Below are 26084 nucleotides of genomic sequence, written 5' to 3'. Positions count from 1 at the left end.
GATCATGGACCGAACCTCCAGATGAACGACACTCAGATTGAACGCCCAAACGGGCGCGATGACCAGACGCCATCATCGAACCGTTCGCGGACGGCGGCAATAAGGCGCGGACTGATTGCGCTGGGCGCAGCGTTCGCCGCCATCGCGGCGTTCGCCATTGTCGCGCTGGCTGTTCTGTGGACGCTGCCCCCGCCTGGCGACGGCCGGCCGGCCTCCGAAGCCGCCTATGACATCGCCGCCAATAATGGCGCGATCGTCGCCACGCGCGGCGTCTCGCGCGGCGATTATATCGATCTGGAAGCTTTTCCCGAGCATCTCCTCGACGCCGTTCTGGCCATGGAGGACCGCCGGTTCTACGCCCATGGCGGCATCGATACGCGCGGCATCACGCGCGCGCTTTGGGTGAATGTGCAGGAAGGCGGGGTCGAACAGGGCGGCTCCACCATCACCCAGCAACTGGCCAAGATTTCCTATCTCTCCGCTGACCGCACTTTCGCCCGCAAGTCGCAGGAAGCGGTCATCACGCTGTGGCTGGAAGCCCGGCTGTCCAAGGACGAGATCCTGGAGCGCTATCTGAACAACGTCTATCTGGGCGGCGGCGCTTATGGCGTGCAGGCCGCGTCCAAACGCTATTTCGGCAAGAACGCGGCCGACCTGACGCTGTCCGAATCCGCCATGCTGGCCGGGCTGATCCAGTCGCCGTCCCGCAATTCGCCCCTGCATTCCTATGACGCCGCCGTGCAGCGCGCGGACGTTGCGCTGGGCGCCATGGTCGATGCCGGCGCGATCAGCGCCGAGGAGGCGGAAGCCGCCCGCGGAGAGCCTGCGCATCTGGCCCGCCCGCCGGCCGAAGCGCCGGTCTATGGCTACGCCGCCGACTATGCCGCGTCCGAGGCGCGGGTGCTGATCGGCGGCACGGGCGGTGATTTCCGCGTCGAGACCACGCTGGACCCCCGCCTGCAAATCCTGGCCGACCAGACCATCGACGAGGCGCTGGAAAACGCCGGCGAGGGCGGCCCCGATCAGGCCGCGCTGGTGGCGATGAGCTATGACGGCGCGATACTGGCCATGACCGGCGGGCGCGACTACACCGCCAGCGCCTTCAACCGCGCCGCGCAGGCCGAACGCCAGCCCGGCTCCACCTTCAAGCTGTTTGTCTATCTGACGGCCCTGCAACAGGGCTTTACGCCGGAATCGGCCATCGACGACGCCCCGATCAATATCGAAGGCTATGAGCCGCAAAACTATGGCGGCGACTTCCATGGCCGGGTGACGATCCGTCAGGCCTTCGCCAATTCCTACAACGCCGCCGCCGTGCGCGTGCAGGAGGCGGTGGGACGGGAGAATGTCATTCGCGTCGCCCGCCGTCTGGGCCTGCAGGGCCCGCTGGAGCCCGAACCCTCCCTGGCGCTGGGCGCGCGCGAGGCGACCCTGCTGGAGCTGACCTCGGCCTATGCCGCGGTCGCCGCGGACCGGGAGCGCGTCTCGCCGCACATGATCACCGTGATCGCCGCCAATCAGGAACAGCGCTTCTCCGGCGCCGCCAGCCTGGCGGCCGCGCCCGGCGGCGCGGTGTTCTCGCCCCCCGTGGGCGATGCCGATCAGGCGGCGTGGCCGCGCAATCAGGCGCTGACTCTGCTCGGTTCCGTCGTCGCCAGCGGCACGGGGCGCGCCGCGCAGATTCCCGGCGCGCGCGTCTATGGGAAAACCGGCACCACTTCGGATTATCGCGATGCGTGGTTCATCGGGTTTGCCGACGGCATGGTGGTCGGCGTCTGGATGGGCAATGACGACAATTCGCCGATGGAGGCGAAGGTGACCGGCGGCGGCCTGCCGGCCCGCACCTGGAAAGCCTTCATGACCAGGGCCCGCTCCGGCGCCGTGCCGGTGGTGCGCGAACGCGGCTCCTCACAGCCGCTGGCCGGCGCGGCGGAGGTGCTGGACACCGGGACGCTGCGCGTCGAGGGCCAGATCGTGCGGCTGGAAGGCGTGGACGGTCTGGGCGATCCCTATGCCGCCAATATGGGCGCCTATATCGACAATCGCGGCAATGGCGAGGTTGTCTGCCGCCCCGCGCGGCTGGAAGCCTGGCGGTGCGAGGCGGGCGGCGTGGACCTTTCCGAAGCGGTGATCTTCAATGGCGGCGGCAAGGCGGCGGACGACGCGCCGGGCCTCTTGAAGGACGCCGAACGCAAGGCCAGGCGCGCCGGACGCGGCGTCTGGGGCGAGTAAAGCGCAGCGCCGCGGCTTTACGCCCGGGCGAATAGGCTATATATCGCCCGCCTTCCTATTGAACGGGGCCGCAAGGGCTCCACAACCTTGGCTGAAAGAGCGCGTGCGATGAAAAAGGATATTCATCCCGATTACCACATGATCACCGTCGAGATGACGGACGGATCGACCTATCAGACGCGCTCGACCTACGGCAAAGAGGGCGATGTCCTGAAGCTGGACATCGACACCAAGACGCACCCGGCCTGGACCGGCGGCGACCAGAAGCTGATGGACCGCGGCGGCCGCGTTTCCCGCTTCAAGGACAAGTTCAAGGGCTTCGGCGTTTAAGCAACGCCATTTGCTTTGGTCAGGGCCGGCGCGCTTCAAACGCCTCGCGCAGCCGGTCGACCTGTTTTCCAACCGGATTGGCTGATTTCAGGGTCTTGTAGAGGCCCTGGTCGATGCGCTGTGAGCGCTCATAGATCTTGCGCGACCGCGCCAGAAGGTCTTTCAGCCGCGCCGGAATTTCATGATCCTCCGCGCTGGCCCGCCCTTTCGCCTCTTCCGCCAGGCGGAATTTCTCCTGCGCGGCGGTTTCCGGCGTCATTTCCCCTTCCCGCACGGACCGCTGCACCAGCAGCCATGAGGCCACCTGCATGAGGCGCGTGGTCAGGCGCATGCTCTCGCTGGCATAGGCCACCGCCCCGGCGCGGGACAGCTGGCGCGATTCCTCGCGGCCCGGCCCGTCCAGATAGGCGGCGGTCTCCTCGACCAGGTTCATGCCTTCCTCGAAGGCGCGGGAGAACATTTCAGAGGAAGCAAAATCCCGCACGCGGCGCGCGCGTGCATTCGTGGAATCGTCAAGCGGGTCAATCGCCGGTTCGGTCATATTTACAAGATTGCGCGCAGCCCTCATCAGGCCGCGCTCCCCCATTCATGCGGAGCGTTACAGATTTCCGCCCCGAAGGCGGCGAACTTGTAACGTCCCTAGCAACGCCCGGGCCATACCCCTATCGGGCGAAAATCGAATCCGCCGCGTCGCGTCCCGCGCGCTTGGACTTCAGCTCCGCGCTGACGCGATCCTTTTCCTGGTCCAGCGCGCCCAGCCGCTCTTCCAGTTCCTCGCAGGAGAGTCGGGAAAGGTCTTCCCCCAGCACCGCGCCAGCCGGTTTCGCAGGCTCCAGATCGTCGAACATGGCCTCTCCTCCTCAAGCTTCACCCGCGCGCCTTTCCGGCGCGTCGCGAAACCGTCATTGTAGCGGATCAGGCAGGTTTTTCGGAGTCTTGATTATGGAATCGATGCGCGCGGTCACAGCGCCGGAGCCGGGAGGGCCGGAGGCGCTGGTTCTCGAATCCCGCGAAATCCCCCGCCCCGGACCGGGACAGGTCCTGATCCGCGTCGCCGCCGCCGGGGTGAACCGCCCCGACGTGATACAGCGCATGGGCTTCTATCCGCCCCCGCCCGGCGCCACCGATATTCTGGGCCTGGAGGTCTCGGGCCGTATCGCATCGATCGGCGAAGGCGTGGAGGGCTTCTCCGAGGACGACGCCGTGATCGCCCTGCTGGGCGGCGGGGGCTACGCTGAATACGCCCTCGCGGACGCCGGCAGCGTCCTGCCCGTACCCGATGGCCTGACCCTGCAGGAGGCCGCGGGGCTTCCCGAAACCTGTTTCACCGTCTGGACCAATGTGTTCGAGCGCGGCGCCCTGAAGGAGGGCGAAACCCTGCTGGTGCATGGCGGGGCGAGCGGGATCGGCACGACGGCCATCCAGATGGCCGCGGCGCGCGGGGCGCGCGTGTTCGCCACCGCCGGCACGCCGGACAAGGCGGCGCTGTGCGAGACCCTGGGGGCCGAGCGCGGCGTCAATTACCGCGAAGAAGACTTCGCGGAGATCGTCAAGGAGGCCGGCGGCGCGGACGTGGTGCTGGACATGGTCGGCGGCGACTATGTTCAGAAAAATCTCGACCTTCTGAACATGGACGGCCGCTGCGTGCAGATCGCCTATCTGAACGGCTCGCAAGTGCAGCTCGACCTGATGCGTCTGATGCTCAAGCGGCTGACCCTCACCGGCTCCACCCTGCGCGCCCGCCCGGCGGAGGAAAAGGCGCGCATCGCGGGGCAGGTGCGCGACCATGTCTGGCCGATGATTGCGGCGGGCAAGCTTAAACCGGTAATCGACAGCGTCTTTCCGCTGGAAGAGGCTGAAAAGGCCCATGAACGCATCGACAGCGCCGATCACGCCGGAAAGATCCTGCTGACAGTGTGAAGGTGTTTTCAAACGCGCGGCGCTCGCCTATATGGTGCCTGTTAAGACGCACCGTCCGCGTTGCAGCTGAGCCGTTTTCAACGCGCTCGCTCCACGGCCGGGGCGGCGGACGACCGTTTTGAGTTCCAAAGCCCGGCGCCGCAGCGCCGGGTTTTTGTTTTTACGCCTTGCTTTAAGGAGCCCTTCGATGACCGAAATCCTGATGCCGAAAGCCACCGCTGTCTGGCTGATCGACAATACCTCGCTCAGCTTCAAGCAGATTGCCGATTTCTGCGGCCTGCACCCGCTTGAGGTGAAGGGCATCGCCGATGGCGACGTCGCCGCCGGCGTGCGCGGGGCGGACCCGATTTCCAACGGTCAGCTGACGCGGGACGAAATCGGCCGCGCCGAGAATGACGGGAATTACGCGCTGACCGCGGTCGAGCACGAACACGCCGACAAGCTCAGCCACAACAAGAAGAAAGCGCCGCGCTATACGCCGCTCTCGCGCCGTCAGGACCGCCCGGACGCCATTGCCTGGATGGTCCGCAATCATCCGGAGATCCCCGATTCCCAGATCGCCAAGCTGATCGGCACGACCAAGACCACGATCAACGCCGTGCGCGACCGCACCCACTGGAACACCCAGAACATCAAGCCGGTCGACCCGGTGGCGCTGGGCCTGTGCGCGCAGTCCGAACTGGACGCCATCGTCCAGAAAGCGGCCGAGAAGAAGCGCCGCGAGGACGCCGCCAAGGGCATCAAGCCGGAAGACGAAGGCGATACGCTGAAGCCCGCGACCGAGACCGGCGGCGCCATGCGCGACCCCGAGCCGGTCCGCAAGGCCCCCGAAACGGTCGAGGAACTGTTCGGCGAGTCCCCCAAGAAGGACTGACGGCTTCGCCGCAAACTTGCAGAGGAGCCGCGCTAGAAGCGGAAATACCGCCCCACGCGCGCGCAATAGGCGTCATATTCGGCCCCGAACGCGCGCTTGAGGTGCGGCTCCTCCACCCATGTGATGTAGACATGGATCAGCAGAGCGAACACGCCTGCAAAGACGAACGCCAGCGATGAGCCCGCCGCAATGGCGGCGCCCGCGAACATGACGCCATAACCGGCATATTGCGGATTGCGCGTCCTGCGATAGACGCCCCGCTCTATCAGTTCGTCCTCCCTCAGGCCGTAGACCCGGGCGCGCGAGGCATAGGCCCTGCGTCCCAGTACGATAATGAAAAGCCCTGTACCGGCCAGCGCCCCGCCCGCCGCCGCGCTCCACGCCGCGGGCGCATAGAGCGAGCCCCGGTCCAGCCACGCGATTGCGAAGGTCGTCAAAGCGTGGCCGTGCATGGCGATCCCGCTCCAGACGGCCGTCGCCCACGAGGCCCGGCCCAGACGCCGGAAATCCCGCTTTATCAGCAACGCCAGAGGCGCGGTGAGGAAGGCGTTCGCCGCCATCGCGGCGGCCACGACAGTTTTCGGGTCTGTTTCGGGAAGCATGCCGGGTGTCTCCTTGCGAATTTTGAAACTTCGCAAAGACGTCTAATGTCTACAGCCACTGTAGAGGCAAGGAGCATTCCGGGATGGCCCGCACGCGAACAATCGGGCGCGCGTCGAAAGACGCCGGCGTAAAGATCACGACGATCCGTTATTACGAATCCATCGGCCTGATGCCCACGCCAGACCGGACGGTCAGCGGTCAGCGCGTCTATGACGATGCGGCGGTCCGGCGCCTGGCGTTCATCCGCCACACCCGTGAACTGGGCTTTCCCGTCCCCGCGATCCGAGAATTGATCGAGTTGCAGACTCAGCCGGGAAACGACTGCGAGGCGGTCGACGAAATCGCCCGCCGCCAGCTTGCTGACGTGCGTGAACGGATGCGCCAACTTCGCGCGCTGGAGAAGGAATTGAAGCGCATGGCGGCGGTTTGCGCGGGCGGAGAAATCGCCGCCTGCGCCGTCATGGAATCACTTTCGGACCATGAAAACTGCCGCGTCCGGAACCACGGGGACTTACGCTATTCCTCTTCACCCGGCGCGGGGACCGTATAGTTCAGCGCAAGCCGCCCGCCATCGGGATAGATGGTCTGGCCTGTGATGTAGGACGAATCCGGGGAGGCGAGGAACGCCGCCACGCCGGCAATCTCGTCCGCGTCCGCCATGCGCGACATCGGCGTGCGGGACAGCAGCTTCTTCATCACCGCCTTGTCCTCGTTCACCGCGGCCAGCATGTCGGTCTGCACGCTGCCCGGCCCGATGCCGTTGACCCGGATATTGTAGGGTGCCAGCGCCAGCGCCATGGCCTTGGTCAATTGCCCCATGCCGCCCTTGGAAACGCAATAGGCCAGCTGGTTGGGAATCGCGACCGTCTGGTTGATCGAGGACATGTTGATGATGGCGTGGCGGCGGCGAAGATCGCGCACACGCTCGTCGGAATCCTCGACCTGTTTCACCATCTGCCGGGCGACGGCCTGGGCCACCAGGAACGCGCCTTTCAGATTGACGCCCATCACCTTGTCGAAGGCGTCCTCTTCCAGATCCAGTATCGTGCCGGTCGAGATCATGCCGGCATTGTTCACCAGCACGTCAATCCGCCCGAAGGCCGACAGCGTCTCGGCGATGAGGTTGTGAACCTCCAGCCGTGACGAGACGTCGCAATGCACATAAAGGGCGGTCTTCTCGTCGCCCAGTTCCTTGGCCGCCTCGCGGCCCGCCTTGTCGTCACGGTCCGCCAGCACGACCTTTGCGCCATCGGCGGCGAAGCGCCGCGCGCACGCCAGTCCGATGCCGCGCGCCGCGCCTGTGACGATTGCCACGCGTTCTTCAGCCATCAGGGCTCCCTGTGATCCGCCGCTGCCTGTCGGCGGACCCTATTTTCTTTCCGGAATTAAAAAAGCTCCCAGGCTGATGTCAGCGGGAGCTTGTTTCAGTGGCCGCCGTGTCTGAGGGCGCGCATCTGATCCTTTAGGGCGAGTTTCTGTTTCTTGAGTTCAGCTACCATAAGGTCGTCGCAGGTTGGTCGTTTGAGTTCCGCCTGAAGCTTCATGTCGACGGAACGGTGTTTCTGATCAAGGTCCTGCATACGGACTTCACTCGCCATATCCCAATCTCCTCTCGGTGGAATGATTGACAATGACTCCATAAGAACACAGTCGGGGGCGGTCGTCACATCACAATCACGCCCATATGGCGGGCTTGATATTTTCCCCCTCAGCGGGAATGACGTATAATCACTGATCAGCGGAACTCACGGGAGGCGCGCGGCCGTGCTGGGCGAAAACGAGGAAATTCTTCAGGCTCTCGACGAATTGCGGCGCGAGCACCGCTCACTGGATGACGAGGTTGTGGCCATGCAGGGTTCGGCCAATTCCGATCCGCTCAAGATTGCCCGCCTCAAGAAGCGCAAGCTGGCCCTGAAAGACCGGATCGGTTTTCTGGAAGACCAGCTGACGCCGGACATCATCGCCTAGACAGGCGGAAGAGCGCGATTTCAGGCCGCCGGTTCGGCGCGCTTGCTTTCAGCCTTGTTGGCGTACATCGCCGCGTCCGCACGGGCCAGGATTTCCGGGGCCGATTCGCCCTTGCGCCAGGCGCAGACCCCGGCCGCGGCCCCCACTTCACAGTGATTGCCCTCGAACACGATGGGCTGGCCCGCGATAGCGTGCGCCAGACGCTCCGCCTTGGCGGCGGCGTCGTCATAGGCGGAGCGGTGCAGGATCACCCCGAATTCATCCCCGCCCAGCCGGCCGACGACATCGGTGTCGCGGACGCTGTGGCGCAGGATATCGGCGACATTCATCAGAACCGCGTCGCCCGCGGCGTGGCTGAAGCGGTCATTGATCTGCTTGAACCCGTTCAGATCGATAAAGACCACGGACAGCGGCGTGCGGTGGCGGTCGGCCAGCGCGATTTCCCGCTCCAGCTCGCGCTCGAAAGCGCGGCGGTTGAAGATCGGCAGGAAAGCGTCGGTGTCGGCCAGGTCCTCCAGCTCTTGTATCCGGCCGCGCAGCCGTTCCGATTCGGCGTGCAGGCGGCGGATTTCTGAAAGCAGGCGGTTGAACCGGTCATCGGGTTTTGGATCATTGTCCGCGGCGATGGTCAGATTCGGACGCTGTGTCGAATCCGGCTCGAATTGCTCGGGGCTTTTCCGGGTAACGGGCGCGATTTTCATTGCGGCTTGTCCGGGCCTCTTGCAGCGGATCATGGTTAATCAAAATAGAAAATCGCGTTTCACGGTTAAGAAAGCGTCAATGACGGCCACGCTTGACGCGATAGACTTCGCGCCTATTCTCCCGCGCTTCTTTCAACTGGGGCAGCGACATGAGCAAAGCGCCGCGGGTCGCCATAATCATGGGATCGACCTCGGACTGGCCGACCCTTTCCGAAGCCGCCGGGATTCTGGACGAACTCGGCGTCAGCTATGATGCGCGCGTGGTTTCGGCCCACCGGACTCCTGACCGTCTGTATGATTTCGCCAAGGGCGCGAAGGCCGAGGGCTTCCAGTGCGTGATCGCCGGCGCCGGCGGGGCGGCGCATCTGCCCGGCATGGCCGCCGCCATGACGCCGCTGCCCGTTTTCGGCGTTCCCATTGAAAGCAAGGCGCTTTCGGGCCTGGATTCGCTCCTCTCCATCGTCCAGATGCCCGCCGGGATTCCGGTCGGCACGCTGGCCATCGGCAAGGCCGGGGCCAAGAACGCCGCGCTTCTGGCCGCCGCCGTGATCGCCCTGCAGGATGAAGCTGTCGCGGAGAAGCTGCAGGCGTGGCGCGACCGGCAACGTGATTCCGTGCCGGAGTCGCCCGAAGGCTGATGACGGCGCTCCCTCCCGGCTCCACGATCGGCATTCTGGGCGGCGGTCAGCTGGGCCGCATGCTGGCCATGGCCGCCGCGCCGCTGGGTTTTGACGTCCAAATCTTCGTTCCGCAGGACAATTCCCCCGCCGAACGCACCGCCGCTGGCGCTACGGTGGCCGGATATGACGATCTGGACGCGGTGGAGGCGTTCGCGCGCGGCTGCGACGTGGTCACTTACGAGTTTGAAAACGTCCCCGCCGACACCGCCCGCGCCGTGGAGCGCGCCGGCGTTCCGCTTCGGCCCGGCGCGAAGGCGCTGGAAGTGGCGCAGGATCGCCTGAAGGAAAAGACCTTCGTCAATGAGTCCGGCGCGGCGACCGTGGCCTTTGCCGCTGTTTCATCCCCCGATGACTTTGCGGGCGCGGCGGAATCGGTCGGTTTTCCCGCCATCCTGAAGACACGCCACGGCGGATATGACGGCAAGGGGCAGGCGAAAGTCGGCTCCGCGGCTGAACTGGAAAGCGCTTTCGATTCGCTGGGCCGCCGCCCCTGCATCCTGGAAGCGATGTGCGGCTTCGTGCGGGAGGTCTCCGTGATCGCCGCGCGGTCTCTGGACGGCGATTTCGTGCCCTATCCGCTGGCGGAAAATGAACACCGCGACGGCATTCTGTGGCGCAGCACCTCGCCGGCGGAGACCAAACCGGCCGTCAATGACGAGGCAAACCGCATCGCGCGCGCCATTCTGGAGGCGCTGGACTATGTCGGCGTGATCGGGGTGGAGCTTTTCGAGTGCGAAGACGGCGCATTGCTGGTCAATGAATTCGCTCCGCGCGTCCATAATTCCGGGCACTGGAGCATCGAAGGCTCGCAAACCAGCCAGTTCGAGCAGCATATCCGCGCCGTCGCGGGCTGGCCGCTGGGCGATCCGGCGCCGCTGGGCCGCGCGCAAATGGTCAATCTGATCGGCGAGGACGCGGAAACCTGGCCGGATCTGGCGCGGGAATCAGGCGCGCACATCCATCTTTACGGCAAGAACGACATCCGCCCGGGCCGCAAAATGGGCCACGTGACGCGCGTTTCACCGCTGAAATCGTAAGGTTTTGGGCCTGTTTTTAAGGCCTAGTTGTAGCGTTTCACGCCGCCATAACGCAGTTTCGACAGCGTCTTCAGCGGGTCCGGCAGGGCTGATTTGAAGCGCCGGAAGTTCGCTTTCGCCTTCTCGAATTCCATCACATTGCCGATCCGGCGATCCAGAAACGCCCGCGTTTCGGCCATTTCGGGGTCCTGATCCTCCAGAAACACCGCGAAAGTGGATCCGATCACGCCCGAAAGCGTGGCGCGTTTGGAATACCAGTTGCCGTCCGTGGACTTGTCGCCCATCGCCCGCCAGATGCTGTCGGCCGCGCGCCACAGAATGCGCGGCGCGGTCCCGCCGGCGTCCGGCAGGGACAGCCGCGCCACCGCGCGCCGCGCCGCTTCCCGGTCGCCGCGCATCGGCTCCAGCCGCGCCATCACGGCGAAGGTGACGCGGTCGCGCACCTTCATGTCCGCCGTATCGGCCGCCGCATAGGCGTTTTCCATCGCCAGATCGCACTCCCTGCCCCAGAAATCGATCAGATCGACAGGGCCGCGCGGCAGGTAAAGCTCGTCCGCGCCATCGGGCAGGCCGGCGTCGCGCGCCGCCTCGATCAGGGTCTTGCGAGTCCAGCCGTCAAAGGCGGCGATGGGCAGCGCGGCCTCCAGAATGGCCCGGCGGGCGGCGTCCAGATGGGGAAACTCTTCAATCATCGCGAAAAGACACTATCTAATCTGGTGAGAAACAGCCATGCGGCGATGCGGCTTGTATCTGGACAGGCCCTTTTAGCTCCGCTATATCGCGCGCCTTCCACGGGTTTCGTGTTTGGCGCTGGTAGCGGCATCGACCGCCGCGTCAACAAACATGCGTTTAGGAGGGCGAGAGCCATCGTTCAGATCTATGTTCGCGACAACAATGTCGAGCAAGCGCTGAAGGCGCTGAAGAAGAAAATGCAGCGCGAGGGGACGTTCCGCGAAATGAAGCGGCGCGCCTTCTACGAAAAGCCTTCAGAAAAGCGCGCTCGCCAGAAGTCCGAAGCGGTTCGCCGCGCGCGCAAGCTTGCGCGTAAACGGGCTCAGCGCGAAGGTCTCACCACCAAGCGCCGCTAGGCGCGACGGCTCCGGCGCCCTGCCGGAGCGCGCGACAGCGACCTGAATAAAAAAGCGCCGCGCGGGGGCTGACCTCCGCGCGGCGCTTTGTGTTTCCGGAATGCCGGAAATTGCGGCTTCCCTAGCTTTTCATGCCCGGCACCAGCCGCCGCAGATTGCCAATCCCGGCCTGCCCCAGCGCGCCCATGCGGAAGACCGCGGAGGCCGCCAGCAGGATGGCCAGCATCGTCACCAGCATCAGCGCCGAGGTCGCCACGATCTCCCATAGCGGGGGATCGGTGGGCAGGCGCGCGATCATCAGGAAGGGCGTGAAGGGCGGGATCCAGCTGGCAATGGCCAGCAGCGAAGAATCCAGATTCTGCGCCGCGAACACCAGGAAGGCGAGCGGAATCATCAAAATGATGATCAGCGGGCTCATGAAGGTCTGCGCCTCCTGTATCGTCTCGCAGAGCGAGCCGATGGCCATGAACACCGCGCCATACATCAGATAGCCAACCACGAAATAGAAGGCGAAGGGCAGAAGGAGCCCCGGATCCAGCACCGCGCCGAAGATCGGCGCCAGCGGCTCATCCCCGCCGACCACGAATTGCACGACCGTGACAAAGCCCAGGCCGGCCATGATCCATGCGGCCAGCAGGGTGAAACTGACGCCCGCCACGCCCAGAAGCTTGCCGGCCAGAATCTCCGTCAACCGGGCAGAGGCGAGCAGGGAGTCGAGGATCTTGTTGCCCTTTTCCTCGATGGTGGAAGTCAGCAGCATGTTGGCGACCGAGAACAGGATCGACCACAGGACGAATCCGGCCCCGACGCCCAACAAATAAGGCAGGCGGTCCTCGAACGTGACCTCTTCCGCGCCTTCGGTTTTTTCCGGGCTGAGCGCGCGGGTTTCCGGGCGCCGGTCCTCGGCTTCGGCCACCACCGCTGGGTCCACCCCGGCGTCGCGCAGATAGGCGTCCGCCATGTCCGCGCCCAGCGCGCGGCGCGCCTCGTCCATCAGATCCTGATTGGACAGATTGGCGCTCCAGTAATCCAGCGAATATCCGGCCTGCGCATCGCCTTCCACGAACAGGGCCGCGTGGAGGTCGCGGGGGCCTTCGGGCGTGTCCAGCTGGCGCGCGCCCGTCAGATAGGGCCGCAAGCCCTCCACGGTCCGCTCAGGGGCCTCTACGCGCACATAGTTGCGGCGGGTCTGGTCCGCGGCGGCCTGCGCCGCTTCCGGCGCCAGACCGGCCTCCATGGCCGCATCCAGCGGCGCAGCGCCGTTTTCGCGCGCCGCGTCATAGGCGTCGCCCGCCGCATCGCCGCCCTGCGCGGAGACCATGGCCCCCAGAACGGCGTCCACCTCATCGGCGTATTCGGCGTCAAGATAATCCTCGATCGCCGTCCCGACCGCCGGATCATCGGCAATCACGACATAGGCGCGCTCAGGCGTTGAGCGTTCGAACAGCTGGGGCACGATGAAGCCGGCCGCCATGAACAGCGGCACGGTGGCCAGCGAAATCCAGAAACCCCAGGTGGCGACATAGGAGAGATATTCGCGGCGGGCGATCAGGAAGAGACGATTCATGAGGGGCGGTCCTCCCGCTCAACCAGTTCAACAAAGGCGTCATGGAGATGGGTGCGCATCGGTTCGAACATCCGCAGGGGCGCGCCCTTGTCCACGAAAGCGTGCAACACGGGCTGTGTGGAGGCGCCTTCAGGAAGATCGACGCGCCAGCGCACGCCTTCCGTCTCCGCCTCGCCCTCGCGCGCCGCGGAGGCGCCGGGGATGGCGGCGGTCAGCGCCGCCACATCCACGTCCGCGTCGGTTTCCACGAAGACCCGGCGCGGCGCAGCGTCCAGCGCGGCGGAGACCGCGCCCTCAAACACCGTGCGGCCTTTGGAGAGCAGCAGGATGCGGTCACAGAGCCGTTCGGCGTGCTCCATCACATGGGTGGAGAAGATCACCGTCGCGCCGCCGTCGGCCAGGCCGCGGACCAGCGATTCCAGCGTGCGCTGGTTCACCGGGTCGAGGCCGGAAAACGGCTCGTCCAGGATGACCAGCTCTGGATCGTGCGCGATGGCGGCCAGAATCTGGACCTTCTGGGCCATGCCCTTGGAAAAGGTTTTCAGCTTCTTCTGCGCCACGTCGCCAAGCCCGTACTGGTCCAGCAGGGCGCGCGCCTTCTTCAGCGCCTCCCCGCGGCCCATACCCTTCAGGCGGGCGAAGAAGACGATCACCGCCTCCGCCGTCATTTTCTTGTAGAGGCCGCGTTCTTCGGGAAGGAAACCGACCCGGCGCAGGTTTTTCTGGCTGGGCGGCGCGCCGAACAGCATGACGCGGCCCTGATCGGGGGTCATGATGCCAAGGGCCGTGCGCAGGGACGTGGTCTTGCCCGCCCCGTTGGGACCGAGAAAGCCGAAAATTTCGCCCTGGCGGACCGTGAAGCTCAGATCCCGCACGGCGGGCTTGCCGCTGAAGCTCTTGGAAACCGCCTCAAGCGAAAGCGGCGGGGCGTCCGGCCCGTTATTCATGAATTGTCCCCGTCGCGGCTGAACTGATTGTGCATCTGGCGTCACGATAGAGGCTCGATTCATACTCGTCAGCCCGTAACGAGCCGAGTTTCTGCTAATGGCCCCGACACGCGCCGGAATAAAAGAAATGCGAGGCCGCCTGGAGGCCCTGAAAGCGGAGCTGGAGGCCCTGTCCGCTGGCAGCGCGGAGGGCCGCAAACCCGTGGAGCTGGACCAGCAGACGCAAGGGGGGCTGTCGCGCATGGACGCCATGCGGGCGCAGGCGATGGATCAGGCGACCGAAGCCAAACGCCGCGCCGAAATCCGCAAAATCGATGCGGCGCTGGCGCGAATGGCGGCAGACGAATACGGATTTTGCACCGTTTGCGGCGAGGAAATTCCGCCAAAGCGGCTGGGCCTGGATCCGGCCACGGCGGGCTGCGTACAGTGCGCAACGGCCGCCTAGGTAAATTTATAACGCAAACAAGCGCTAGAATTTTAGGCTTTCTTTATCGAACCCGGTGTTAGTTATTTCGCACATTGCGATATAGTGAGCGCCGCCATGATTGGATTGATACAGCTCGTTCTTCTCGACCTGGTCGAGCAGGCCGGGGGAAAAGACAAACTGGCCGAGGTCCGCCGCCGGGGCGGCTTGCCGGATGATTTCGAATTCCGCATCGACACGGACTATCCCGATGAAGAGGCGAGAGCCCTTATCGGGCATGCCTGCGATGTTCTGGAATTGACACCGCAGCAGGCCTATGACGCCTATGCGGTTCATTTCCTGAAAGACGTGCAATCGCGCTTTCCGGTCTTCTTCGCCATGGCGCCGACGGCCCGCGACTTCCTGAAACGTCAGCCCACGATCCACAATTCCATGGGCTCCGGCGTTACGGGCGGCGACAGCCGTCTGGGCGACAAGTTTGGCGTGACGGAAACCGAAGACGGGTTGATCACGCATTATCGATCGGAAAACCGGCTGGCCCGCCTCTATATGGCGCTGGCGCGGGCGCTTCTGGATCATTACGGGGAAACCGCCGAGGTTGAGGCCCTGGACGATCCGGATTCCGCCGATTGCCGGGTCGCCATACGCTGGGCCGGCGCCGGCGAGGCTGCGGCATGACCGGCAAGCCGGGAAATGAAGGCGTGCCGAATCCGCTGCAATCGGTCGAGACGATCGCGGATCAGCTCTGCTCGACCGTCGACGGCGACTTCAATGTGCGCATTGCGGTGACGGACCCCAACCCGGCGGTCCAGAAGCTGGCCCTTATGGTCAATTTCCTGCTGGATAATGTCCGCCGGTCCATCGACGCCTATGAAACCCAGCAGCATGAATTGATGGCCGCCAAGGAACGGGCCGAGGACGCCGACCGCGCCAAGACCGGTTTCCTGTCCGTCGTCAGCCATGAATTCCGCACTCCGCTGAACGGCGTGCTGGGCGGGGTTCACCTGCTGCGGAATGTGGAGTCCCCGGAGGCAAAGGCCGCGGCGGACATCATCGACCAGAGCGGACGGCGGCTTCTGGACATGGTGGATGATCTGTTCCTCTACATACAGGTCGCCTCCCAGGGGCAGGCGGAAATCATCACCGCCCCGACCGATATCGGCCCTTTGGCGTCGGAGGCGGCGGCCTTTGCCGCCGACACCCTGACCACGCGCGAGGTCACGCTGGAAATCCAGTGTGAAGAAGGGCTGCTTCTGGACCTGGATAACCGTATTGCGGCGCGGGCCCTGGCCGGTCTGATCGAGAATGCGGCTCTGGCCTCGGACAAGGGTGAAACCATCCGATTGGCGGCCCGGAGCGGCGATGACGGCGCGGTCATGGAAATTATCGATTCCGGGTGTGGCATGGATGAGGAAATGGCCCGGCGCGCGGCAACCGCCTTTTCCACCGCTTCGCAGAGCTCCACACGCAGCCATGATGGCCTGGGCCTGGGCCTGCCCCTGGCGCGCGGCTTCGCGGAGCTGCATGGCGGGCGGCTGGAGATCGAGAGCCGTATTGGCGAGGGAACGGCGGTCCGCCTGCATTTCCCCCGCCCCGCAAACGCGGAAGCCGCCGTCGCCTGACCGGCCGGTTTGCCGCGCGGCCGCCGCGCCTTATTCTCGCACCCCATGACCATGAACGATTCCCTTGGCGACGCGCTGATCTGCGCCTGGCGCATGGACGGCGCCGGCGGAGCGGTAAAGCTGGCGCTGGACGATCATCCCGCAAATGCCCCCGGCTTTGACTGGATACATCTGGACGCGAACGATCCGCGCGCCTGCGACTGGCTGGCGAAAAGGTCCGGCGCGCCCGATTTCGCCGTGACCGCCCTGACGGCGGAGGAAACCCGGCCGCGCTTCGAACCGGCCGAGCAGGGCGCGCTGGTCAATCTTCGGGGCGTGAATCACAATCCGGGCGCGGAGCCGGAAGACATGGTCTCTGTCCGGATGTGGGTGACGCCGACGCGGGTGATCACCTCCCGTCGTTTCAAGCTGATGGCTGTCCGCGACCTGCGCGACGATATTGAAAAGGGCGATGCGCCGGTCACGCCCGGCGATTTGATCGCCCGTCTGGCGCTGCGGCTTTCCTTGCGGATCGAACCGGTGATCGCGGAGATGGTGGATATCTTTGACGAGCTGGAAGACGACGTCTTTGACGACGGCAAGAGCATCGAGCGGATCGCGGTGACCGAACCGCGATCCGAAGCGGCGCAGATTCGCCGCTATATCGCCCCGCAGCGCGAGGCGCTGCGGGCGCTGGCCGCCACCGAGGCCGGATGGATACGGGAGGAGGATCACCGGATCTTCCATGAGGCGGCGGAGGCAATGGCGCGCCTGACCGAGGATCTGGATTCCCTAAGGGAACGCGCGATGGTGCTGCATGACCTGCTGGTCAGCCAGCAGGCCGACCGGATGAACCGGCACACCATGGTGCTGTCGCTGGCCGCCGGAATCTTCCTGCCCGTGACGCTGATCGCCGGGATGCTGGGGATGAATGTCGCCGGCGTGCCGCTGTCCGATCATCCGAACGGGTTCTGGATCGTTTCCGGCCTGCTGACGCTGATCTGCGTGATCGAGCTGGCCTTTTTCAAATGGGCGAAATGGATCTGACCGCTCAGCGGATCGACGCGAAGCCGCGATAGTTGAAGCCGGCGATCTTCGGCGCGCCCGGCAAATACCACGCCTCCATATCGCCGATGGCGAAGCCTGATTCCTCAATCAGCTTCGGTATTGGCCGCGTCAGATGGCAACCGCCGGCGATCCGCTTCCAGAGCGGCTCTATCCGCCGCTGCCACTTTGCGACGCCCGGATCCGGGGCCGCGCCATGTTCGGAAAACAGCAGCCTTCCGCCGGGCTTCAGGACACGGCGCATCTGGGCCAGCGCGGTGTTGAAGTCCGGAATGGTGCAGAGCGTGTAGGTGAGAACCACGGTGTCGACGCTGTCATCGTCCAGCGGAATCTCCTCGCCCGGCAGGCCGATCAGCTCCACCGGCACGGGGGAGGCCGCAATCGCCGGCGCGGCCTTGCGGCGCATCCCGGCGCTCGGCTCCAGCCCGATCACCTTCGTCACCTTCGCCGGGTTATAGAGCGGCAGGTTCGGCCCGGCGCCCAACCCGACCTCCAGAACGCGGCCTTCCGCATGGGGCAGGACCTTCGCCCGCTCCATCATGATCGGCTTCTGCGAACAGGACAGGCCGATCAGGTGCGGAAGGATGCGGTTCTCGTAAAAGGACATGGCGCGCGTCCTAGAGCGCCTTCACGATCTCCTCGGCCATCTTCTTGGCGTCGCCGAGCAGCATCATGGTGTTGTCGCGGAAGAAGAGCGGGTTCTCCACCCCGGCATAACCCGAACCGAGCGAGCGCTTGATGAAGAACACGGTCTTGGCGTTCCAGACCTTCAGCACCGGCATGCCGTAGATGGGAGAGGATGGATCGTCCTCCGCCGCCGGGTTGGTGACGTCATTGGCGCCGATCACGAAGGCGACGTCGGCGTTGGAGAATTCGGAATTGATGTCCTCCAGCTCGAACACCTCGTCATAGGGGACGTTCGCCTCGGCCAGCAGCACGTTCATGTGGCCGGGCATCCGCCCCGCCACCGGGTGGATGGCGTAGGCGACGTCCACGCCTTCCTCCTTCAGCACGTCGGCCAGTTCCTTCAGCGCGTGCTGGGCCTGCGCCACAGCCATGCCGTAGCCCGGCACGATGATGACCCGGCCGGCGTTCTTCATGATGAAGGCGGCATCGTCCGCGCTACCCTGTTTGACAGGGCGCGTTTCGGTCTCGCCGCTGGCCGCGGTCGTATCGCCGCCGAACCCGCCCAGGATCACCGAGATGAAGGACCGGTTCATGCCCTTGCACATGATGTAGGAGAGGATCGCGCCCGAAGACCCGACCAGCGCGCCGGTGATCAGGAGGGCGGTGTTTTCCAGCGTGAAGCCGAGCGCCGCGGCCGCCCAGCCCGAATAGGAGTTCAGCATGGAGACCACGACCGGCATGTCCGCCCCGCCGATCGGGATGATCAGCAGGAAGCCGATCAGAAAGGCCAGCGCAGTGATGTACCAGAGCAGGTGACCGCCGCCCGAGGCCGCGCCGTCGCTGAGCACGAAGGCGACCGTCAGCCCGGCCATCGCCAGCGCAATGGCGATATTGATGACATGGCGGAAGGGCAACAGGATCGGCGCGCCGGACATGTTGCCGTTCAGCTTGGCGAACGCGATGACCGAGCCGGAGAAGGTGATCGCCCCGATGGCCGCGCCCAGCGCCATTTCCACCCGGCTGATCGCCTTGATCTGACCCGCCGCGGCCTTCCTCTCGCCCGAGGCGTTCGGGATAGCCGACGCGGCGGCGACCAGCACGGCGGCCAGACCCACCAGGCTGTGGAAGGCGGCGACCAGCTGGGGCATCGCCGTCATCGGGATGCGCCGGGCGATGACCACGCCTGCGCCGCCGCCAATCAGCGCGCCGCTCGCGATCAGGCCGATGATCATGGGATTGAAGGTCAAGAGCGTCAGCGTCACGCCGATGGCGATGGCCATGCCGATCATGCCGTACTGGTTGCCGCGCCGGGCGGTCTCCGGGTTCGACAGGCCCCGCAGGGCGAGAATGAACAGGACGCCCGAGACGAGATAGAGCAGCGCGACGAGATTGGCGTTCATGACAGGCCCTTTTCCTGCGGCGGGAAATGCGCGGTTTCAGATCTCATAATCGAACCGCTCCAGCGCGGGCGCGAAGGCGTCCCGCGCGCGTTGTTTCTGATCTTCGGTAAGGACAGCGCCGAGATAATCCCGGCCGCGCCCCAGCTCGATTTCGGTGACGGCATTTGCCGGGCCGAGCGCGACCTGAGCCGCCTCACGGTCGAACGGCGCGTCCATGGCGGCGAAGACGCGGCCATATTTGGCGACGGGGTCGCGGACGATGTCCTCGTAACGCAGCCAGAAGGCCGCCTCGCCGTCCGCATCGGTCCAGCCCGTGACATGATCCAGCCAGGAGCCGAACGGGCGCTGATAATGCGCCACGCCCCGGCGCGTGATGAAATCGTCGACATGGCCGGCGATCTCGCCGCTGGCGATCAGGGCGTCCAGCGCGCCGCCGCCGCGCTCGCGCCGCATCAGGAAATTCAGGGACGAGGCCAGCACGTCCAGCGGATGGCGGACGACATAGAGGCGGAAAACCGGGTCCAGCACGCACTTGCCCGGCCAGCGCGCGGCGTGGGTCTTGGCAATCACAAGGCGGCGGCCGAACAGGGAAACATCGGTCAGTTCCCGCGCCGAGGTCACGCTGGAGACCACTTCTCCGCGCGGGTTCACCGCCGCCTCGAAATAGGCGTTCAGGAAGGCCTGCCGCGCCGGATCGTCGTGATTTTCAACGTCGAATTCGGGCTGCACGTGCAGGGCGTAGGCGCGCAGGAAAGTGCGCGTCATCTTGTTGCCGCTGCGCGGATAGGAGGCGACGGCGATGGCCTGTCCGGAGATATCCGCGCCCGCCGCGCGGCGCGCGGCCTCGAAGCCCGCCGGGCCGGCGCTGGCGGCCGGAAACAGCACGGCCGTCTCGCGGTTGCTTGCGGCCTTGGTCGGGCGGGGCGCGGTCATCGTCTCAGATCTCATAGCCGAACCGGTCCAGCGCAGGCCCGAAGGCGTCTTTCGCCGCCGCTTTCTGGGCCGGGGTCAGGACATCGCCCAGATAGCCGCCGCCGCGCTTCAGCTCGATCCCGCGCGACTGGTCGGCCAGCGCCAGCGCCCGGCCCGCGCGCGCAGCGTCAAAAGGCGCGCCAGCCGCCGCGAATGCCCGCGCGTACTGGCCCGCCGGGTCGGCGACCACATCCTCATATTTCAGGCAGGCCACCGGCGCGCCGCTTTCACGATCCGGCCACGTCATCACATGGTCCAGCCACGACCCGAAGCTGGGCGTGAAATGCGCGACGCCCTCTTTCGCGATGAAGTCGTCGATATAGGCGGCGATCTCTCCGCTCTCGATCAGGGCGTCCAGCGGTTTGGGGGCGCTGTGGGCAAAGCCCTCCGCCAGCTTGCGGCTGAACAGGAAATTGAGCGAGGAAGCCAGAACGTCCAGCGGGTGCCGGACCAGATAGATATGGACGAAGGGTTTCAGCACGCAGCGTTCCGGCCAGTCCGGAGCATGCGTCTTGGCCAGCACGCCCGGCCGGCCCATCAGATCAATGTCCTTCAAATCCTCGGGCGCGATGCGGTGGCAGAGCACGCGGCCCTTGGGCGTGACCAGAGCGGACTTGAACCGGCCGAGATAGTCCAGAAACCGCCCCTCATCCGCGCGCAGGCGCTCCAGCGCCGCCGGGTCGGGATTGCCCGCATAGAAATGCAGGAAGGTGCGGGTCATCTTGTTGCCGCTGCGCGGATAGGACGCGACGACCGCGCAGTCGCCGGAAATCGTCACGCCCGTGCGCCGCGCTACGGCGCGGAAGCCTTCCGGCCCGCGCGGCGAGGGCGGCAGGGCGATCTGCGTTTCCGCCTGCGGCGCGTCTGTTTCGAGCGTGGATGCAGCCTGTGTCACGAAGGGTGTCGCGCCCGCGTCACGACTTCTTCTTGTACATCGCCAGCATGCGCTGGGTGACAAGGAAGCCGCCGAATATATTCACGCTGGCCAGCAGCACGGCCACTGCGCCCAGCCAGGTGGAGACGCCGGCCTCGCCGCTCGCGCCGCCCGCCGCGGCGGCCAGCAGGGCGCCGACAATGATGACGCTGGAAATGGCGTTGGTGACGGCCATCAGCGGCGTATGAAGCGCCGGGGTGACGGACCAGACCACGTAATAGCCGACGAACACGGCCAGCACGAAAATCGCCAGCCGGAAAATGAACGGATCAATCGCGGCGTGTTCCATGGGAAACCCTATCCTTTTACGGCGTCATGCACGGCCTCGCCGCCCTTGGTCAGGACCATGCCGGAGACGATTTCATCGTCCCAGTCCGGGGCGTAGGCCCCGTCCTCGGCGGTGACCAGCGGCAGGAAGGCGAGGAGGTTCTTGGCGTAGAGAGAGGAGGCGTCGGCGGGCAGGCGGCCGGGCAGATTGGCGTAGCCGATGATCGACTTGCCGTCCTTCTGCGCGATGCGGTCCAGTTCCGCCCCCTCGATATTGCCGCCGCGCTCAACCGCTAGATCCACAAGGACCGAGCCGGGCTTCATGCTGGCGACCATCTCCGCATCGATCAGGCGGGGGGCGGGGCGGCCGGGGATCAGCGCCGTGGTGATCACCACGTCCTGCTTGGTGATGTGCTCGGCGACGAGCTTGGCCTGCTTGGCCTTGTATTCGTCGCTCATTTCCTTGGCGTAGCCGCCGGCCGTTTCGGCCTCCTTGAATTCCTCGTCCTCAACCGCGACGAACTTGCCGCCCAGCGAGGCGACCTGTTCCTTCGCGGCCGGGCGCACGTCCGTGGCGCTGACCTGCGCGCCCAGACGCTTGGCCGTGGCGATGGCCTGAAGCCCGGCGACGCCCGCCCCCATCACGAAGACCCGGGCCGGGGCGATCGTGCCCGCCGCGGTCATCATCATCGGGAAGGCGCGGCCATAGGCGTGCGCGGCCTCGAGCACCGCGCGATAGCCGGCGAGATTGGCTTGTGAGGACAGCGCGTCCATGGACTGCGCCCGCGTGATGCGGGGCGTGAATTCGCAGGCAAAGACTTCCACACCGCGCGCGGCGAGTTGCCGAATTTCCTCGCCATTGTCGTGCGGGGCGACGAGGCCGATCAGGGCGGCATTGTCGGGAATGGCGGCGAGCGATCCGCCTTCAGGCAGGCGCACGCAGAAGACGGCGTCCACGCCCGCGGCGGCCTGTTGCGCGGTTTCGGCGATGGAGGCGCCGGCTTCGCGGAACGCTTCATCCGGGAAGTCCGCGGCGAGGCCCGCCCCGGCTTCAACCCGTATTTCATGGCCTGCGCCGGCCAGCTTTTTTATGGTGTCCGGGGTGACGGCGACGCGAGTCTCCGCGTTCCGTGTTTCCTTGAAAACCGCAATCTTCATTCGCCTGTCAGGACCCCTTGCTCCCGTGTCAGGCGTCAGACCCTAGTGTGAGTCAGAGGGCGGGGGAAAGAAAAATCTGATGAAGAAGTAACCCGCGACCACCATGATCACCGTCGAAGCGGCGGCAGCGATGAAACCCGCGCCCACGCCGAACCAGACAGTGAAGAACACGATATGCGCGCCGATGATCAGGGACAGCCACTTACAGGCGGCCATGAAGCCCCGATAGGTCATGTTGTGCTGGGAGACGTCCATTTCGCCATGCACGTAGTGATCTTCCGCCGCCATCGTCCTGTTGCTCCGTCGAAAGGATAATTTCTGAGGTCAGGGAGCGGTTAGCACGGCCCGCGCGAATCCGGCAAGCGCCTGAGGCCGCGCAACGGCGCCGCACCCCTTGGCGCGCCGCTAGAACAGGCAGGCGTCTAGCGATTGCGCGCGCACCGTTCCGGCCCGACTTTGCAGCGTTCCCGCCCGGCCCGAAACATACGGACCCGGCGGGTCCAGCCGCCATTCGTTCGGATTGGGCAGAACCGCGGCCAGCATCGCCGCCTCACGCGGGGAAAGGTCCGCCGCGGTCTTGCCGAACCATGCGCGGGCGGCCGCTTCCACGCCGAAATTGCCATCGCCCCATTCGGCGATATTCAGATAGACTTCCATGATCCGGCGCTTGGGCCAGGCCGTCTCGATCAACAGGGTGAACCACGCCTCCGCCCCCTTGCGCACCCAGTCGCGGCCGGGCCACAGGAAGGCGTTTTTCGCGGTCTGCTGCGACAGGGTGGAGGCGCCGCGCAGGCGCGCGCCCTGCTCCGCCTCCCGGATCGCCTTGCGGATCGCCTCCACATCGAAGCCGTTATGCTGGCAGAAGCGGGAATCCTCCGCGCCGATGACGCTGCGCGCCAGATAAGGCGAAATCTCTTCCAGAGGCGCGTAGTGATAGCGGATCGTTTCGCCCTGTATCCCGCGCCACGCCATCAGCGCCGTGGCGGGCGGCGGGACGAAGCGATAGACCGCCACCATCAGGAACGACACGCCGATGCCCAGCGCGATCAGGCTGAGCAACGCCACCCCCGCGCGACCGGCCCAGCGCCCGGCGCCTGCCCAAAACCCTGTCGATTGCATCAAGCCGCGTCCCCGCCCCGCCATTCGTCCCGAACCTGGGCGTCACCTTCGCGGGGAAGGCGCGCCGCGGCAAGGTCCGCGAAGCGGTTCGCCGGCAGAAGCCGCGACAGCGCCCAGACCGCCGCGCCGCGCACCACCGGCGCTTCATCGTCCAGAAGCGCCCGTGCAGACTCGATCAGGTCCGGGTCGCCGGAGTTCCCGGCGGCGATCATCACGTTGCGCACGAAACGGTCGCGTCCGATCCGCTTGATGGGCGATTTGGAAAACACTTCGCGGAACGCGGCGTCGTCCAGCGCCGCCAGCTCGCTGAGCAGCGGTCCGGTCAGCTCCGGGCGTGAGTGGAAGGCGCTCTGCCGGGCCGTGCGGGCATATTTGTTCCACGGGCACACGGCGAGGCAATCATCGCAGCCATAAATCCGGTTGCCCATGGCTTCGCGGAATTCGCGCGGGATCGGGCCGGCATGTTCGATCGTCAGATAGGATATGCAGCGCCGCGCATCCAGCTGGTAAGGTGCGGGAAACGCGTCGGTCGGGCAGACATCCAGACAGCGCCGGCAGGAGCCGCAAATATCCTCGCCCGCTTCGTCGGCGGGCAGGTCCGCCGTGGTCAGGATGACGCCCAGGAACAGCCATGAGCCATAGTCTCGGCTGACCAGATTGGTGTGCTTGCCCTGCCAGCCGAGGCCGGATTTCGCCGCCAGCGGCTTTTCCATCAACGGCGCCGTATCGACGAAGACTTTCACTTCTTCGCCGCTCTTGTCGGCAAACTGGCGCGCCACCTGTTTCAGGCGCTTCTTGACCAGGTCGTGATAATCCTCGTTCCGCGCATAGACGCTGATCGTGGCGCGGCGGCGCTGTTTCAGGCTTTCCATCGGGTCGCTGTCCGGCCCGTAATTCATGCCCAGAACGATGGCGCTTCTGGCGTCCGGCCACATGGCAGTGGGGCGCGCGCGGCGCGCGGCGGTGGTTTCCATCCAGCCCATCTCGCCATGGCGCTGCAGCGTGATGAATTCGTTCAGCCGCGCCTCCGCCGCCCAGTCCTCGTCCGCGCGGCAGAAACGCACGGCGTCGAACCCGGCCTCGCCGGCCATGCGCCGCAGATCGTCCGGCGTAACCGCGTTATCGGGGGGCGCATTGGTCATATGGGCAAGATAATCGATGCCGCGTTTAATAGAACCGTCAGGACCGCAGTCAGGATCACCCCATGGGCATAGACCCGCATTATCCGGAAACCATAACCCCGCCCGACCGGCCGCTGGGCTGGATCAGGGGCATTCCGGCGCTGGCGGACAATCCGGTCCAGACCTGGCCGCGCCATCTTTATGAGGGGCGCTACACTTACGTGAAATTCCGCGGCAAGGCGGTGATGAATCTGGTCGACCCGACGCTGATCGGGATCATCCTGAAAGACCAGGCCGACAAGGTCATCAAGCACGATTTGCAACGCCGCACGCTGGAGCCCGCGCTGGGCGAAGGCCTGATCATGGCGGACGGGTCGAAATGGCGGGCGCAGCGGCGCGCCGCATCCCCCGCTTTCCGGCATCAGGCGCTGGAATCGCTGGTTCCCGCCATGGCGCAATCGGCGCGGGACGTTTCGGGCCGTCTTCTGGCCGGCCCGGCGGATCGCGCGCAGGACGTGATGCCGGAAATGATGCACGCCACGTTCGACATCATCGTCGCCGCCTTGTTCGAGGATGGCGGAGAGTTCGACGCGCAGGGCGTGCTGGACGACATCACGCTCTATCTCGCTACGCAGGGCCATGTCGGGGTTCTGGATATTTTCGACGCCCCGCTCTGGACCTCCCGTCTGGCCAATCGCAAAGGGATCGCCGCGGCGAAACGGATGCGGGCGGCCGTGCGGGAGAATGTGCGGCGGCAGGCGGCGCGGGACGAACCGAGCGACACGTTGAGCGGGCAGCTCTTGCGGGCCACGGACCCGAAAACCGGCGAGCGCCTGACCGAGACGGAGCTGGTGGATAACCTGCTGACCTTCGTGGCCGCCGGGCACGAGACCACGGCGCTGGCCCTGACATGGACGCTGGGGATCCTCGCGCGCCTGCCGGAGCTTCAGGACCGGCTGGCCGAAGAAGCACGGAGCGTATGCGGCGAGGCGGATGTGGCCGCCGACGATATCGACAGGCTGCCGCTGCATAATCGCGTGCTTCAGGAGAGCATGCGCCTGTTCCCGCCCGCCCCGGTGGCGGCGCGCATGGTCACCGAACCCTTCGAGGTCGCCGACAAGCATCTGGTGCCGGGCGACATGGTCAATGCCCTGATCTATCCGCTGCACCGCCATGTGAAATGGTGGGACGACCCGAACCGGTTCGATCCGGACCGCTTCCTGCCTGAAAACGCTGAAGCGCGGGACCGCTACGCCTATATTCCGTTCGGCGGCGGGCCGCATATCTGTATCGGGATGCGGTTCGCGATGATGGAGGCGGCGGTGATTCTGGCCCGCCTTGTCCGCGATTGCCGCTTCGCGCCACAGCCGGACCATCGCTTCCACCCGGTCCTGCGCATCACGCTACGCCCGAAAGGCGGTATGCCGCTCTTTGTCAGCCCGCGTTGAA

Annotated in this window: 32 protein-coding genes; 14 read left to right on the top strand and 18 right to left on the bottom strand. The window is 65.6% G+C overall.

Translation table 11 applies throughout. From position 1 onward, the window contains the following. Together H2040_RS06240 and rpmE are read left to right on the top strand one after the other, a co-directional pair. A partial coding sequence (locus tag H2040_RS06240; RefSeq protein WP_287156001.1) for a PBP1A family penicillin-binding protein occupies positions 1-2232 on the top strand: 2232 nt, incomplete at its 5' end. 108 nt (positions 2233-2340) lie between these two features. Beyond that, on the top strand, positions 2341-2562 hold the full coding sequence (gene rpmE, locus H2040_RS06235; protein ID WP_022698522.1) for a 50S ribosomal protein L31: 222 nt from the start codon (positions 2341-2343) through the stop codon (positions 2560-2562). Positions 2563-2581: 19 nt separating this feature from the next. Here the strand turns inward: rpmE and rcdA are convergent, their stop codons facing one another. Together rcdA and H2040_RS06225 are read right to left on the bottom strand one after the other, a co-directional pair. Beyond that, on the bottom strand, positions 2582-3103 hold the full coding sequence (gene rcdA, locus H2040_RS06230) for a protease adaptor protein RcdA (RefSeq protein ID WP_353844810.1): 522 nt from the start codon (positions 3101-3103) through the stop codon (positions 2582-2584). 121 nt (positions 3104-3224) lie between these two features. Next, on the bottom strand, positions 3225-3410 hold the full coding sequence (locus tag H2040_RS06225) for a DUF1192 domain-containing protein (protein ID WP_022698520.1): 186 nt from the start codon (positions 3408-3410) through the stop codon (positions 3225-3227). Between the two features lie 94 nt (positions 3411-3504). On the opposite strand from H2040_RS06225, the gene H2040_RS06220 reads away from it, so the two are divergent. Beyond that, positions 3505-4482 carry an NAD(P)H-quinone oxidoreductase gene (locus tag H2040_RS06220; RefSeq protein WP_287155998.1) on the top strand — a complete coding sequence of 326 codons (978 nt, stop codon included), beginning with the start codon at positions 3505-3507 and terminating at the stop codon, positions 4480-4482. A 187-nt stretch (positions 4483-4669) separates the two neighbouring features. After that, positions 4670-5356 carry a DUF1013 domain-containing protein gene (locus H2040_RS06215; RefSeq protein WP_022698518.1) on the top strand — a complete coding sequence of 229 codons (687 nt, stop codon included), beginning with the start codon at positions 4670-4672 and terminating at the stop codon, positions 5354-5356. Positions 5357-5388: 32 nt separating this feature from the next. Here the strand turns inward: H2040_RS06215 and H2040_RS06210 are convergent, their stop codons facing one another. After that, on the bottom strand, positions 5389-5958 hold the full coding sequence (locus H2040_RS06210; protein WP_287155997.1) for a methyltransferase family protein: 570 nt from the start codon (positions 5956-5958) through the stop codon (positions 5389-5391). A gap of 83 nt (positions 5959-6041) precedes the next feature. On the opposite strand from H2040_RS06210, the gene H2040_RS06205 reads away from it, so the two are divergent. Then, positions 6042-6509 (top strand): MerR family transcriptional regulator, encoded by a 468-nt coding sequence (locus H2040_RS06205; RefSeq protein ID WP_287155996.1) that lies wholly within the window; start codon positions 6042-6044, stop codon positions 6507-6509. Here H2040_RS06205 and H2040_RS06200 read toward each other — a convergent pair. Both H2040_RS06200 and H2040_RS14295 read right to left on the bottom strand, forming a co-directional pair. Next, on the bottom strand, positions 6476-7288 hold the full coding sequence (locus H2040_RS06200; RefSeq protein WP_022698515.1) for an SDR family NAD(P)-dependent oxidoreductase: 813 nt from the start codon (positions 7286-7288) through the stop codon (positions 6476-6478). The two genes, H2040_RS06205 and H2040_RS06200, sit on opposite strands and share 34 nt — an antisense overlap. A 95-nt stretch (positions 7289-7383) precedes the next feature. Next, positions 7384-7539, bottom strand: a complete 156-nt coding sequence (locus H2040_RS14295; protein WP_353844809.1) for a YdcH family protein — start codon at positions 7537-7539, stop codon at positions 7384-7386. A gap of 184 nt (positions 7540-7723) precedes the next feature. On the opposite strand from H2040_RS14295, the gene H2040_RS06195 reads away from it, so the two are divergent. Then, a complete protein-coding gene (locus H2040_RS06195) occupies positions 7724-7927 on the top strand; it encodes a YdcH family protein (RefSeq protein WP_022698513.1) in 204 nt (67 codons plus the stop codon). Positions 7928-7947: 20 nt separating this feature from the next. Here H2040_RS06195 and H2040_RS06190 read toward each other — a convergent pair whose 3' ends face one another. After that, entirely contained in the window at positions 7948-8628 is a 681-nt protein-coding gene (locus H2040_RS06190; protein ID WP_287155995.1) for a GGDEF domain-containing protein, read from the bottom strand. 149 nt (positions 8629-8777) lie between these two features. Here H2040_RS06190 and purE point away from each other — a divergent pair, with 149 nt between their 5' ends. Both purE and H2040_RS06180 read left to right on the top strand, forming a co-directional pair. Then, complete coding sequence (purE, locus tag H2040_RS06185; protein ID WP_022698511.1) at positions 8778-9266, top strand: 5-(carboxyamino)imidazole ribonucleotide mutase; 489 nt, start codon at positions 8778-8780, stop codon at positions 9264-9266. Then, a complete protein-coding gene (locus H2040_RS06180; RefSeq protein WP_287155994.1) occupies positions 9266-10345 on the top strand; it encodes a 5-(carboxyamino)imidazole ribonucleotide synthase in 1080 nt (359 codons plus the stop codon). Before purE ends, H2040_RS06180 begins: the two co-directional genes overlap by 1 nt. Positions 10346-10368: 23 nt before the next feature. Here H2040_RS06180 and H2040_RS06175 read toward each other — a convergent pair whose 3' ends face one another. Continuing rightward, positions 10369-11037, bottom strand: a complete 669-nt coding sequence (locus H2040_RS06175; RefSeq protein ID WP_022698509.1) for a COQ9 family protein — start codon at positions 11035-11037, stop codon at positions 10369-10371. 174 nt (positions 11038-11211) lie between these two features. Between H2040_RS06175 and rpsU the strand changes: the two genes are divergently transcribed. Then, positions 11212-11433 (top strand): 30S ribosomal protein S21, encoded by a 222-nt coding sequence (gene rpsU, locus H2040_RS06170; RefSeq protein ID WP_027068482.1) that lies wholly within the window; start codon positions 11212-11214, stop codon positions 11431-11433. A gap of 121 nt (positions 11434-11554) precedes the next feature. Here rpsU and H2040_RS06165 read toward each other — a convergent pair whose 3' ends face one another. After that, positions 11555-13000 carry an ABC transporter permease gene (locus tag H2040_RS06165; RefSeq protein ID WP_287155992.1) on the bottom strand — a complete coding sequence of 482 codons (1446 nt, stop codon included), beginning with the start codon at positions 12998-13000 and terminating at the stop codon, positions 11555-11557. Further along, positions 12997-13947, bottom strand: coding sequence for an ABC transporter ATP-binding protein (locus H2040_RS06160; RefSeq protein ID WP_287155990.1), 951 nt, complete (start codon positions 13945-13947; stop codon positions 12997-12999). The genes H2040_RS06165 and H2040_RS06160 overlap by 4 nt, the downstream gene beginning before the upstream one ends. 127 nt (positions 13948-14074) lie before the next feature. On the opposite strand from H2040_RS06160, the gene H2040_RS06155 reads away from it, so the two are divergent. The 4 genes from H2040_RS06155 (at position 14075) to H2040_RS06140 (ending at position 17019) form a co-directional block, all read left to right on the top strand. Continuing rightward, positions 14075-14392: a TraR/DksA family transcriptional regulator gene (locus H2040_RS06155; protein WP_287155989.1), complete on the top strand. Its 318-nt coding sequence runs from the start codon at positions 14075-14077 to the stop codon at positions 14390-14392. A gap of 96 nt (positions 14393-14488) precedes the next feature. After that, positions 14489-15049, top strand: coding sequence for a heme NO-binding domain-containing protein (locus H2040_RS06150; RefSeq protein WP_287155988.1), 561 nt, complete (start codon positions 14489-14491; stop codon positions 15047-15049). Beyond that, positions 15046-15993, top strand: coding sequence for a sensor histidine kinase (locus H2040_RS06145; protein WP_287155987.1), 948 nt, complete (start codon positions 15046-15048; stop codon positions 15991-15993). The genes H2040_RS06150 and H2040_RS06145 overlap by 4 nt, the downstream gene beginning before the upstream one ends. Before the next feature lie 51 nt (positions 15994-16044). Then, on the top strand, positions 16045-17019 hold the full coding sequence (locus tag H2040_RS06140) for a zinc transporter ZntB (protein ID WP_287155986.1): 975 nt from the start codon (positions 16045-16047) through the stop codon (positions 17017-17019). 4 nt (positions 17020-17023) lie between these two features. Here the strand turns inward: H2040_RS06140 and H2040_RS06135 are convergent, their stop codons facing one another. The 9 genes from H2040_RS06135 to queG all read right to left on the bottom strand — a co-directional run bounded on the left by H2040_RS06135 (position 17024) and on the right by queG (position 24656). After that, positions 17024-17644, bottom strand: a complete 621-nt coding sequence (locus H2040_RS06135; protein ID WP_287155985.1) for a class I SAM-dependent methyltransferase — start codon at positions 17642-17644, stop codon at positions 17024-17026. A gap of 10 nt (positions 17645-17654) precedes the next feature. Then, on the bottom strand, positions 17655-19064 hold the full coding sequence (locus H2040_RS06130; protein ID WP_287155984.1) for an NAD(P)(+) transhydrogenase (Re/Si-specific) subunit beta: 1410 nt from the start codon (positions 19062-19064) through the stop codon (positions 17655-17657). Positions 19065-19100: 36 nt separating this feature from the next. Then, complete coding sequence (locus H2040_RS06125) at positions 19101-19997, bottom strand: sulfotransferase domain-containing protein (RefSeq protein ID WP_287155983.1); 897 nt, start codon at positions 19995-19997, stop codon at positions 19101-19103. A 4-nt stretch (positions 19998-20001) separates the two neighbouring features. Next, positions 20002-20931 (bottom strand): sulfotransferase domain-containing protein, encoded by a 930-nt coding sequence (locus H2040_RS06120; protein WP_287155982.1) that lies wholly within the window; start codon positions 20929-20931, stop codon positions 20002-20004. A gap of 19 nt (positions 20932-20950) precedes the next feature. Next, positions 20951-21259: a proton-translocating transhydrogenase family protein gene (locus H2040_RS06115; protein WP_022698497.1), complete on the bottom strand. Its 309-nt coding sequence runs from the start codon at positions 21257-21259 to the stop codon at positions 20951-20953. 8 nt (positions 21260-21267) lie between these two features. Continuing rightward, on the bottom strand, positions 21268-22395 hold the full coding sequence (locus H2040_RS06110; protein WP_287155981.1) for a Re/Si-specific NAD(P)(+) transhydrogenase subunit alpha: 1128 nt from the start codon (positions 22393-22395) through the stop codon (positions 21268-21270). A 42-nt stretch (positions 22396-22437) separates the two neighbouring features. After that, entirely contained in the window at positions 22438-22683 is a 246-nt protein-coding gene (locus H2040_RS06105; protein WP_022698495.1) for an aa3-type cytochrome c oxidase subunit IV, read from the bottom strand. Between the two features lie 117 nt (positions 22684-22800). After that, complete coding sequence (gene mtgA / locus H2040_RS06100; protein WP_502709329.1) at positions 22801-23514, bottom strand: monofunctional biosynthetic peptidoglycan transglycosylase; 714 nt, start codon at positions 23512-23514, stop codon at positions 22801-22803. Continuing rightward, a complete protein-coding gene (gene queG / locus H2040_RS06095; RefSeq protein ID WP_287155979.1) occupies positions 23514-24656 on the bottom strand; it encodes a tRNA epoxyqueuosine(34) reductase QueG in 1143 nt (380 codons plus the stop codon). Before queG ends, mtgA begins: the two co-directional genes overlap by 1 nt. A 62-nt stretch (positions 24657-24718) precedes the next feature. On the opposite strand from queG, the gene H2040_RS06090 reads away from it, so the two are divergent. After that, the gene (locus tag H2040_RS06090; RefSeq protein WP_287155978.1) at positions 24719-26083 is read left to right on the top strand and encodes a cytochrome P450; all 1365 of its coding nucleotides are present in this window, start codon (positions 24719-24721) and stop codon (positions 26081-26083) included. The last annotated feature ends 1 nt before the right edge of the window (position 26084 follow it).

The organism is Euryhalocaulis sp., from assembly GCF_013911995.1.
Classification (GTDB): Bacteria; Pseudomonadota; Alphaproteobacteria; order Caulobacterales; family Maricaulaceae; genus Euryhalocaulis; species Euryhalocaulis caribicus.
The sequence above is the reverse complement of the archived record's forward strand: the minus strand, read 5'-3'. Positions and strand labels throughout refer to the sequence as shown.

Excerpts from the sequence above, each read along its gene's own strand:
- rpmE (WP_022698522.1), top strand. The coding sequence starts at position 2,341 with ATGAAAAAGGATATTCATCCCGATTACCACATGATCACCGTCGAGATG.
- rcdA (WP_353844810.1), bottom strand. The coding sequence starts at position 3,103 with ATGACCGAACCGGCGATTGACCCGCTTGACGATTCCACGAATGCACGC.
- H2040_RS06225 (WP_022698520.1), bottom strand. The coding sequence starts at position 3,410 with ATGTTCGACGATCTGGAGCCTGCGAAACCGGCTGGCGCGGTGCTGGGG.
- H2040_RS06220 (WP_287155998.1), top strand. The coding sequence starts at position 3,505 with ATGGAATCGATGCGCGCGGTCACAGCGCCGGAGCCGGGAGGGCCGGAG.
- H2040_RS06215 (WP_022698518.1), top strand. The coding sequence starts at position 4,670 with ATGACCGAAATCCTGATGCCGAAAGCCACCGCTGTCTGGCTGATCGAC.
- H2040_RS06210 (WP_287155997.1), bottom strand. The coding sequence starts at position 5,958 with ATGCTTCCCGAAACAGACCCGAAAACTGTCGTGGCCGCCGCGATGGCG.
- H2040_RS06205 (WP_287155996.1), top strand. The coding sequence starts at position 6,042 with ATGGCCCGCACGCGAACAATCGGGCGCGCGTCGAAAGACGCCGGCGTA.
- H2040_RS06200 (WP_022698515.1), bottom strand. The coding sequence starts at position 7,288 with ATGGCTGAAGAACGCGTGGCAATCGTCACAGGCGCGGCGCGCGGCATC.
- H2040_RS14295 (WP_353844809.1), bottom strand. The coding sequence starts at position 7,539 with ATGCAGGACCTTGATCAGAAACACCGTTCCGTCGACATGAAGCTTCAG.
- H2040_RS06190 (WP_287155995.1), bottom strand. The coding sequence starts at position 8,628 with ATGAAAATCGCGCCCGTTACCCGGAAAAGCCCCGAGCAATTCGAGCCG.
- purE (WP_022698511.1), top strand. The coding sequence starts at position 8,778 with ATGAGCAAAGCGCCGCGGGTCGCCATAATCATGGGATCGACCTCGGAC.
- H2040_RS06180 (WP_287155994.1), top strand. The coding sequence starts at position 9,266 with ATGACGGCGCTCCCTCCCGGCTCCACGATCGGCATTCTGGGCGGCGGT.
- H2040_RS06175 (WP_022698509.1), bottom strand. The coding sequence starts at position 11,037 with ATGATTGAAGAGTTTCCCCATCTGGACGCCGCCCGCCGGGCCATTCTG.
- H2040_RS06165 (WP_287155992.1), bottom strand. The coding sequence starts at position 13,000 with ATGAATCGTCTCTTCCTGATCGCCCGCCGCGAATATCTCTCCTATGTC.
- H2040_RS06160 (WP_287155990.1), bottom strand. The coding sequence starts at position 13,947 with ATGAATAACGGGCCGGACGCCCCGCCGCTTTCGCTTGAGGCGGTTTCC.
- H2040_RS06155 (WP_287155989.1), top strand. The coding sequence starts at position 14,075 with ATGCGAGGCCGCCTGGAGGCCCTGAAAGCGGAGCTGGAGGCCCTGTCC.
- H2040_RS06150 (WP_287155988.1), top strand. The coding sequence starts at position 14,489 with ATGATTGGATTGATACAGCTCGTTCTTCTCGACCTGGTCGAGCAGGCC.
- H2040_RS06145 (WP_287155987.1), top strand. The coding sequence starts at position 15,046 with ATGACCGGCAAGCCGGGAAATGAAGGCGTGCCGAATCCGCTGCAATCG.
- H2040_RS06140 (WP_287155986.1), top strand. The coding sequence starts at position 16,045 with ATGAACGATTCCCTTGGCGACGCGCTGATCTGCGCCTGGCGCATGGAC.
- H2040_RS06135 (WP_287155985.1), bottom strand. The coding sequence starts at position 17,644 with ATGTCCTTTTACGAGAACCGCATCCTTCCGCACCTGATCGGCCTGTCC.
- H2040_RS06130 (WP_287155984.1), bottom strand. The coding sequence starts at position 19,064 with ATGAACGCCAATCTCGTCGCGCTGCTCTATCTCGTCTCGGGCGTCCTG.
- H2040_RS06125 (WP_287155983.1), bottom strand. The coding sequence starts at position 19,997 with ATGACCGCGCCCCGCCCGACCAAGGCCGCAAGCAACCGCGAGACGGCC.
- H2040_RS06115 (WP_022698497.1), bottom strand. The coding sequence starts at position 21,259 with ATGGAACACGCCGCGATTGATCCGTTCATTTTCCGGCTGGCGATTTTC.
- H2040_RS06110 (WP_287155981.1), bottom strand. The coding sequence starts at position 22,395 with ATGAAGATTGCGGTTTTCAAGGAAACACGGAACGCGGAGACTCGCGTC.
- H2040_RS06105 (WP_022698495.1), bottom strand. The coding sequence starts at position 22,683 with ATGGCGGCGGAAGATCACTACGTGCATGGCGAAATGGACGTCTCCCAG.
- mtgA (WP_502709329.1), bottom strand. The coding sequence starts at position 23,514 with ATGCAATCGACAGGGTTTTGGGCAGGCGCCGGGCGCTGGGCCGGTCGC.
- queG (WP_287155979.1), bottom strand. The coding sequence starts at position 24,656 with ATGACCAATGCGCCCCCCGATAACGCGGTTACGCCGGACGATCTGCGG.
- H2040_RS06090 (WP_287155978.1), top strand. The coding sequence starts at position 24,719 with ATGGGCATAGACCCGCATTATCCGGAAACCATAACCCCGCCCGACCGG.